Source organism: Oscillibacter valericigenes, assembly GCF_021531435.1.
Taxonomy (GTDB): Bacteria; Bacillota; Clostridia; order Oscillospirales; family Oscillospiraceae; genus Oscillibacter; species Oscillibacter valericigenes_B.
This window is the reverse complement of sequence record NZ_JAFBIS010000050.1, coordinates 1-5,624: the sequence shown is the minus strand read 5'-3', so window position 1 is coordinate 5,624 and position 5,624 is coordinate 1. Positions and strand designations below refer to the sequence as shown.

General features: G+C 49.2%; 6 protein-coding genes. All 6 read right to left on the bottom strand.

Annotation, left to right across the window (positions count from 1 at the left end; translation table 11 throughout):
* Nucleotides 1-145 precede the first annotated feature (145 nt).
* A complete protein-coding gene (locus tag JQM68_RS13375; protein WP_235223523.1) occupies nt 146-532 on the bottom strand; it encodes a sigma-70 family RNA polymerase sigma factor in 387 nt (128 codons plus the stop codon).
* A 268-nt stretch (nt 533-800) separates the two neighbouring features.
* Nucleotides 801-1,100: a DUF6809 family protein gene (locus tag JQM68_RS13370; RefSeq protein ID WP_235223522.1), complete on the bottom strand. Its 300-nt coding sequence runs from the start codon at nt 1,098-1,100 to the stop codon at nt 801-803.
* A 97-nt stretch (nt 1,101-1,197) separates the two neighbouring features.
* Nucleotides 1,198-4,488, bottom strand: a complete 3,291-nt coding sequence (locus tag JQM68_RS13365) for a DEAD/DEAH box helicase family protein (RefSeq protein WP_235223521.1) — start codon at nt 4,486-4,488, stop codon at nt 1,198-1,200.
* A 10-nt stretch (nt 4,489-4,498) separates the two neighbouring features.
* Nucleotides 4,499-4,780 (bottom strand): hypothetical protein, encoded by a 282-nt coding sequence (locus JQM68_RS13360; RefSeq protein ID WP_235223520.1) that lies wholly within the window; start codon nt 4,778-4,780, stop codon nt 4,499-4,501.
* Nucleotides 4,777-4,950: a hypothetical protein gene (locus JQM68_RS13355; RefSeq protein WP_235223519.1), complete on the bottom strand. Its 174-nt coding sequence runs from the start codon at nt 4,948-4,950 to the stop codon at nt 4,777-4,779. Before JQM68_RS13355 ends, JQM68_RS13360 begins: the two co-directional genes overlap by 4 nt.
* Nucleotides 4,951-5,090: 140 nt before the next feature.
* Nucleotides 5,091-5,273 carry a cytochrome C gene (locus JQM68_RS13350; RefSeq protein WP_235223518.1) on the bottom strand — a complete coding sequence of 61 codons (183 nt, stop codon included), beginning with the start codon at nt 5,271-5,273 and terminating at the stop codon, nt 5,091-5,093.
* Nucleotides 5,274-5,624 lie beyond the last annotated feature (351 nt).

Sequence of the window (5,624 nt, the reverse complement as noted above, 5' to 3'; positions counted from 1 at the left end):
AGCCATAACTCACACCGCTTCAACCGAACTGCCCGCACCGTTCATCCGAAACGGGCAGTCCGTTGAAGCGAATTGGGCACTCTAACCTTAAGGACACTCGGAAATCACTTGTAAACCGAAAAAAATAAAAAACTACGGAGCCCTGTCATACGACAGAGCTCCGCAGCTTTTCGTGGAGTTTTTTCAGCCGCTTGGATACCGCCATCCTGGATATTCCAAAAACTTCTCCGACCTGTTCTTCGGTCATATAGCATTTATACCGAAGGTCGATCAATTTCTGTTCCTGGTCATCCAGTTGTTTAACGGCATTACGCAGTTTTTCAAGCCGGAGGTTCTTGATACAGGCATCTTCCACGGGACGTCGAATCGGAACAGCACAATCAGACACCGTTTCAAACTCACTTTTACTCAGATGTCTCCGATCCTGCCTTGTTTCCGCCTGGTCCCGCTTCCGTTCCTCTTCAAGGTAGTCTGCGACCTCCCTTGACACTAATACTGGCTCCTCATTATAGATAACGACAATGTCGTTCATTCATGTCCTTTCCGCTTTACGCGGGAAGGAACACACCTGCGCTGCCGGCACAGCGTCAAGACTGTGGACGCCCATGGAAAGTTCCCGTCGTACAGGTGGGTTTTGAATGCCCTACGCGGTCCATGAATGTCCGAGGCCACACTCTGGTGTGGACCTCACCGGAAAGCTACAGAATTTGGCTTTCGCCTAAAATTATTATAGTACATCCGTTTGGTTTTTCAATCATTGCAAATCAGTGTTCAAAAAATGTTTACAGATAACAGAAACATCATTCAGATAAAGACCGACGGACATCTTCTTCGGCTTCATCGCCAAGGAGATGTCCGTCGTAGTGTTTCAGTTCGTACGCAAGATCCATGCCCAGTTTCAGTCCGCAGAGGAAGCTGTCCATGGACTGCACGTCTGCAAGGTGGTCATAGTCATCTACCAATTTCAGCAGCAATTTGTGATCCGGCCTGTTCAACCGCTCCGTCAACTGGTGGTGGCAGGAGCCGATTTCCTTTTGAAGTTCTGCCTGCTCCAGCGGGGTATACAGGCTGTGGTAGAGCATTTCCAGCAGCTTGTTCATGTGCCTCGCCTCCTTTTAGCAAGACAACATACCACAGGGAGCTACGGAAAGCTACCACAAAAGCGAGTAAATATGAACTTATTTTATCTCTATACCACTACGCCACTGCGTTGGCATTGACCTGTTCGATGATTTTGCGAATCCCCATCCAAACCGTCAAATCAGTAAAAATATCAACCACGCTGCCCCTGTCCGTAAACGGAGACTCTTGCAGTACAGAAAGGTCTTTCATCAAACCGTTGTGGACGATGTACTCCACGATCTGGTTGACAAAGTAGATTTGACGGCTGTCCAGGCTGGTGTCGTTGAGATACATGGAGAAGGCTTCCTTTGCGGCCTTCATATCCAAGCCGACAATTTCACGAACAAACTCTCCCAGAGGCTTGGAACCGATCTCGGCCTCATAGTCTTCCTTCGTTCCGACCTCGCTCCAAAGGATTTTCTCCAATGCCGCAACATCGTCAGAATTCAAGGGTACATTGCTTTTCAGCTTTGCGATCACGGCCTCGTCCTGGTGCTGCCGTACATAGAACTCCGCTTTAGCTTTGTAGTTCTTCAGATCATCATTTTCCAGTTCAGACTCATGCCAATCCATGGACAGGATCTCATCGTCGAAGTTGGTTGTGTATGTTGGGTGTCCTCCCTGGATGTATTTCACCAAGCCACGCAGGCTTTCCCGAATGTTCTCAAACTCATTAATACCGGCATTATCCAGAAAATCGGTGTGCAGAATCTTGCGGATCAGCTCTGCCTGCGCCATGATTTCCGGAATATTTGCCACACCTGCAATACCGCTTACTTTCTTAAACAGGTCGCTTCTGGCCTTGGTATACTTTTTCCCGACCAGATAAGCCAGTTCAATGCCATACATCAGAGCATCGAACCGCATGGCAGCGGGCTCGTCTTCGTCAGGCATAATCAACGGAGCCAGCTCCTCCTTGATGATGAGCGTATCCTCATAGCTGAGAGCAGCATAGTTATCAGGGTTGGCATAGAGTTCCACATATTTCAGATGCTGTCGGACGGCAAAGTTCTCCTTGTTCAGTTCCCGGACCTTCCGCACCATGTCCGCGACCAGTTCCTTGCGGAATGCGATCAGGTCATCCGTCTGAAATTGAAGGTCCTGCAGCTTATATGCCATCTGTGCCTTCAGATTGAAGATTGCTCCCTGCAGCGCCATCTGGTTGGCAGTCGGCCTGCCCTTATTCATGCGAAAAAACTCAAAGTTGCCGCAGAAATCGAAGATGTAGAACTTGTTCTTATCTTCTCCGTCGATCAATCCGGGACACAGACGGGTGCCGCGGCCGATCATCTGCCAGAACTTCGCCTTGCTCATGACCTTCTTGAAGAACACCAGATTCAGCACTTCAGGCACATCGATGCCGGTGTCCAGCATATCAACGGAAATGGCGATCTGAGGCAGCTTCTTCGGGTCAGAGAACTCGTCAATGGCGCTCTGGGCATAGGTCATATAGTTGTCGATGACCTTTGCATAGCCGGGCAAATGGGGATATTCCCGGTTGAAAATCTCAAAGATTTTTTCAGCATGGGTGTGGTTCTTCGCAAAGATAATGGTTTTGCCCAGCTTCTCGCCATAGTCGATTCGCAGACCGTTGGTCATGAGAATATGCAGGACTTCCTTGATGGTGTCCTCGTTGAATACCCACTCATTCAGAGCGGAGGAACTGATCCGTTCCGGCAGCTCACCATTCTCATCTTCAAAAGTGTCCTCATAGGCGGCTTTATCCTCATCGGACAATTCGTCATACGTGATGCCCTGCTCGATGAATTTCAGCTTGGTCTCCACGCTCATGAAGTCCACCAGAAAGCCATCCTTGACAGCCTGGGACAGTTCGTAGCCATAAGTAGGTACGCCGCTCTCCAGTTCAAAAATCTCGTAGGTGTTCTTGTCGATCTCGTCCTTGGGTGTGGCAGTCAGACCCACCAGCGGGGCGTCAAAGTAGTTGAAGATGTCCCGGTACTTGTTGTAGATAGAGCGGTGGGCCTCGTCGCAGATGACCAAATCAAAGTGACCGCAGGTGAACAGCTTTCCCTGCTCGTCCTTGACCGCGTCGATACAGTTCATCATGGTCTGGTAGGTGGAGAACACACAGTGGGCGGTGTAGTTGTCTTTTTCCTCGCACAGGTTGGTGACGGACAGGTCGGGCAGCAGGTTCACAAAGCTGCGTTTCGCCTGAGTGACCAGAGAATTGCGGTCCGCTAGGAACAGAATATTCTTCACCCAACCGTGGTTCAGCAGCACATCGCACAGGGCGATGACGGTCCGAGTCTTTCCGGAGCCAGTGGCCATGACCAGCAGCGCCTTGCGGCGGTTGCGCCGGTCGAAGCTGTCGCAGACGGCCTTGATGGCGCTCTCCTGGTAGTAGCGGCCTGCGATGCGCTTGTCCACCATCACGTTTTTCAGACTCGTCCGCATGGTGCGCAGATTGAACAGCTTTTCCAGATCCCGCTTGGAGTAGATGGTCGCTACCTTGCGTTCGGGGTAAGCACCATCGTCGATTCGGGTTTCAAAGCCGTTGGTCAGGAAAATCACCGGGCGGCGGCTATACTTGCGCTCCAGAATATCGGCGTAAAGTTTTGCCTGCTGGCGGCCCTTGGACACATCCACGCAGGTGCGCTTGGCCTCAATCACCGCCAGGGGCTTGTGGGTGTCATCGTAGAGCACATAGTCGGCATAGCCCACCTCGCTCTTGTTGGGCATACCGGGCAGTTCCACCTCATTGAGCCAGTCCCGCCCCTCTGTCCAGCCGGCGTCCAGCAGCATGGCGTCGATGTAGATCTTGCGGGTCTTGTACTCGCTGAGATCCAGCGGCTTGGGCACATAGGTCTGCTGCTGTTCGGCACGGCGGGCGGTCAGCTCCTCCCGCAGAGCGGCGTTCTCCGCCATGAGCTGCTCCAGCTTGACTTCGGCTTCCGTATCGACGGGCGGCGGAGCGGCAGGCTCGTCCTTCAAAAGCGCGGGATCGAAGGTCCGCTCGGTGTACTCCGTACCGTAGCAGTAGGCGACAAAGTCCAGAAAGACAAAGAGGTTTTCCAGGCACAACGCCGCCTGCTCCTCGCTGATCTTCTTCCCCGTGTGGGCGGCATTGTTGCCCAGGGTGCGGATCAGCTTCATCCTGCGCCAGATGTCCTGACCAACGATGTCCCGGAAATCCTCGTTATCCATCAGAGAAACCAGCCGATCGTCATAGGGCAGCACCAGAGAGCCGTCCACGGAATACATCCACTTGACGGCAAACTCCATGGCCCGACGGCAGTTCAGCACGCAGGCAGCAGGGTCAATATGTAGGATGCGCTCGGCGGAGACCGCCACAGTGGAGAAGGTGTTGAATTGTGGATCTGAGGTCAGGAAATCGAAGTTGGTCATGCATAACACCTCATTCTTTACGCGCTTCCCTTAAACGATTGGTAATCTCAACAAATAGGTCTTGCATTTTCAAAAGAGCTTCTAATGATTTTTCTGCTTCTTGCTTGCTAATCTCATTGTTTGAACCATGGGTTGTTTTATTTCTTAATTTGTCATTTCTGACTTTTGACAAATATTTCTTAAAATTGTTATATTCTTCCTTTTTAATACATTTTTCCCTCAACAAAAAATCAAAATTTGCAAATATTGTTGGCTCCATCCCATCAAAAGGCTTTTTAATAGAGGATTTCATAAATAGTTCGCAGGAATCACATTTTGATATTTTTGTCTCTGAAAATTTTCGATATTTGTTTTCAATTCCACAGAGCTTTGCGATTTCTTCACACCAGTAATACGCCATTCCTTCACAGCTGGCGCATAATAACAAAAAGCCTTCCAATTACTACGCAGGCTGTCGCGCATAATGCAACACTTCCTACAACATAGCAGAAGACTTTCCCGGCACTGCTCTTACTGCGTTTTTTCTCAGTCTCTGACATTTTCATTCCTCCTATTCTTGTGTATGGGATAGACCTCACTATAGGGTCTGTATTTTTTGCGAATCATTTTTTATACGGTTGAAACTTGGCCAGCGTCTCTAACATGTGCTTTCCTATTTTCTCTGGATCATACTCGTATGCAGCACAGATAAATCGAAGCCCATCTGGCGTTAGTATTCTTCCGTTATTTCTATCTTTACAGAGCTGCTCATAATCAGCAAGCTGTTTTTTCGTAATCGTTGCCAACGACAGACCTCCATTTCTTATTATCGGTCAAAGGGCTCAAAAGCGAAACCCCTGACCAAAACGAAACCCCTAAGTCAAAACCGAAACCCCTACGGTCAGGCAACCTTAAATTGTATTAAATAAAACTTTCCCAACATTTCGGACTATAGAAGAATAGTCCAAAAGTATTGAATTTCTGGTTATAAGGACCTGCTTATTCGTGGGATGAGGCCACAAATCGGCAAAGACCACTTGTTTTGGGATGTTTTCCAACTGTAATTCTCTTGGTTGTGCTAAAAGTTCTTTGCAAAAAATGTCATAAAAGCATTTACTATATAGTACTAATATGATACAATAGGACTATATAAAGGA

Bases quoted from the DNA above. Each gene is read 5' to 3' on its own strand.
- JQM68_RS13355 (WP_235223519.1), bottom strand. From the start codon at position 4,950: ATGCGCGACAGCCTGCGTAGTAATTGGAAGGCTTTTTGTTATTATGCG.
- JQM68_RS13360 (WP_235223520.1), bottom strand. From the start codon at position 4,780: ATGAAATCCTCTATTAAAAAGCCTTTTGATGGGATGGAGCCAACAATA.
- JQM68_RS13365 (WP_235223521.1), bottom strand. From the start codon at position 4,488: ATGACCAACTTCGATTTCCTGACCTCAGATCCACAATTCAACACCTTC.
- JQM68_RS13375 (WP_235223523.1), bottom strand. From the start codon at position 532: ATGAACGACATTGTCGTTATCTATAATGAGGAGCCAGTATTAGTGTCA.
- JQM68_RS13370 (WP_235223522.1), bottom strand. From the start codon at position 1,100: ATGAACAAGCTGCTGGAAATGCTCTACCACAGCCTGTATACCCCGCTG.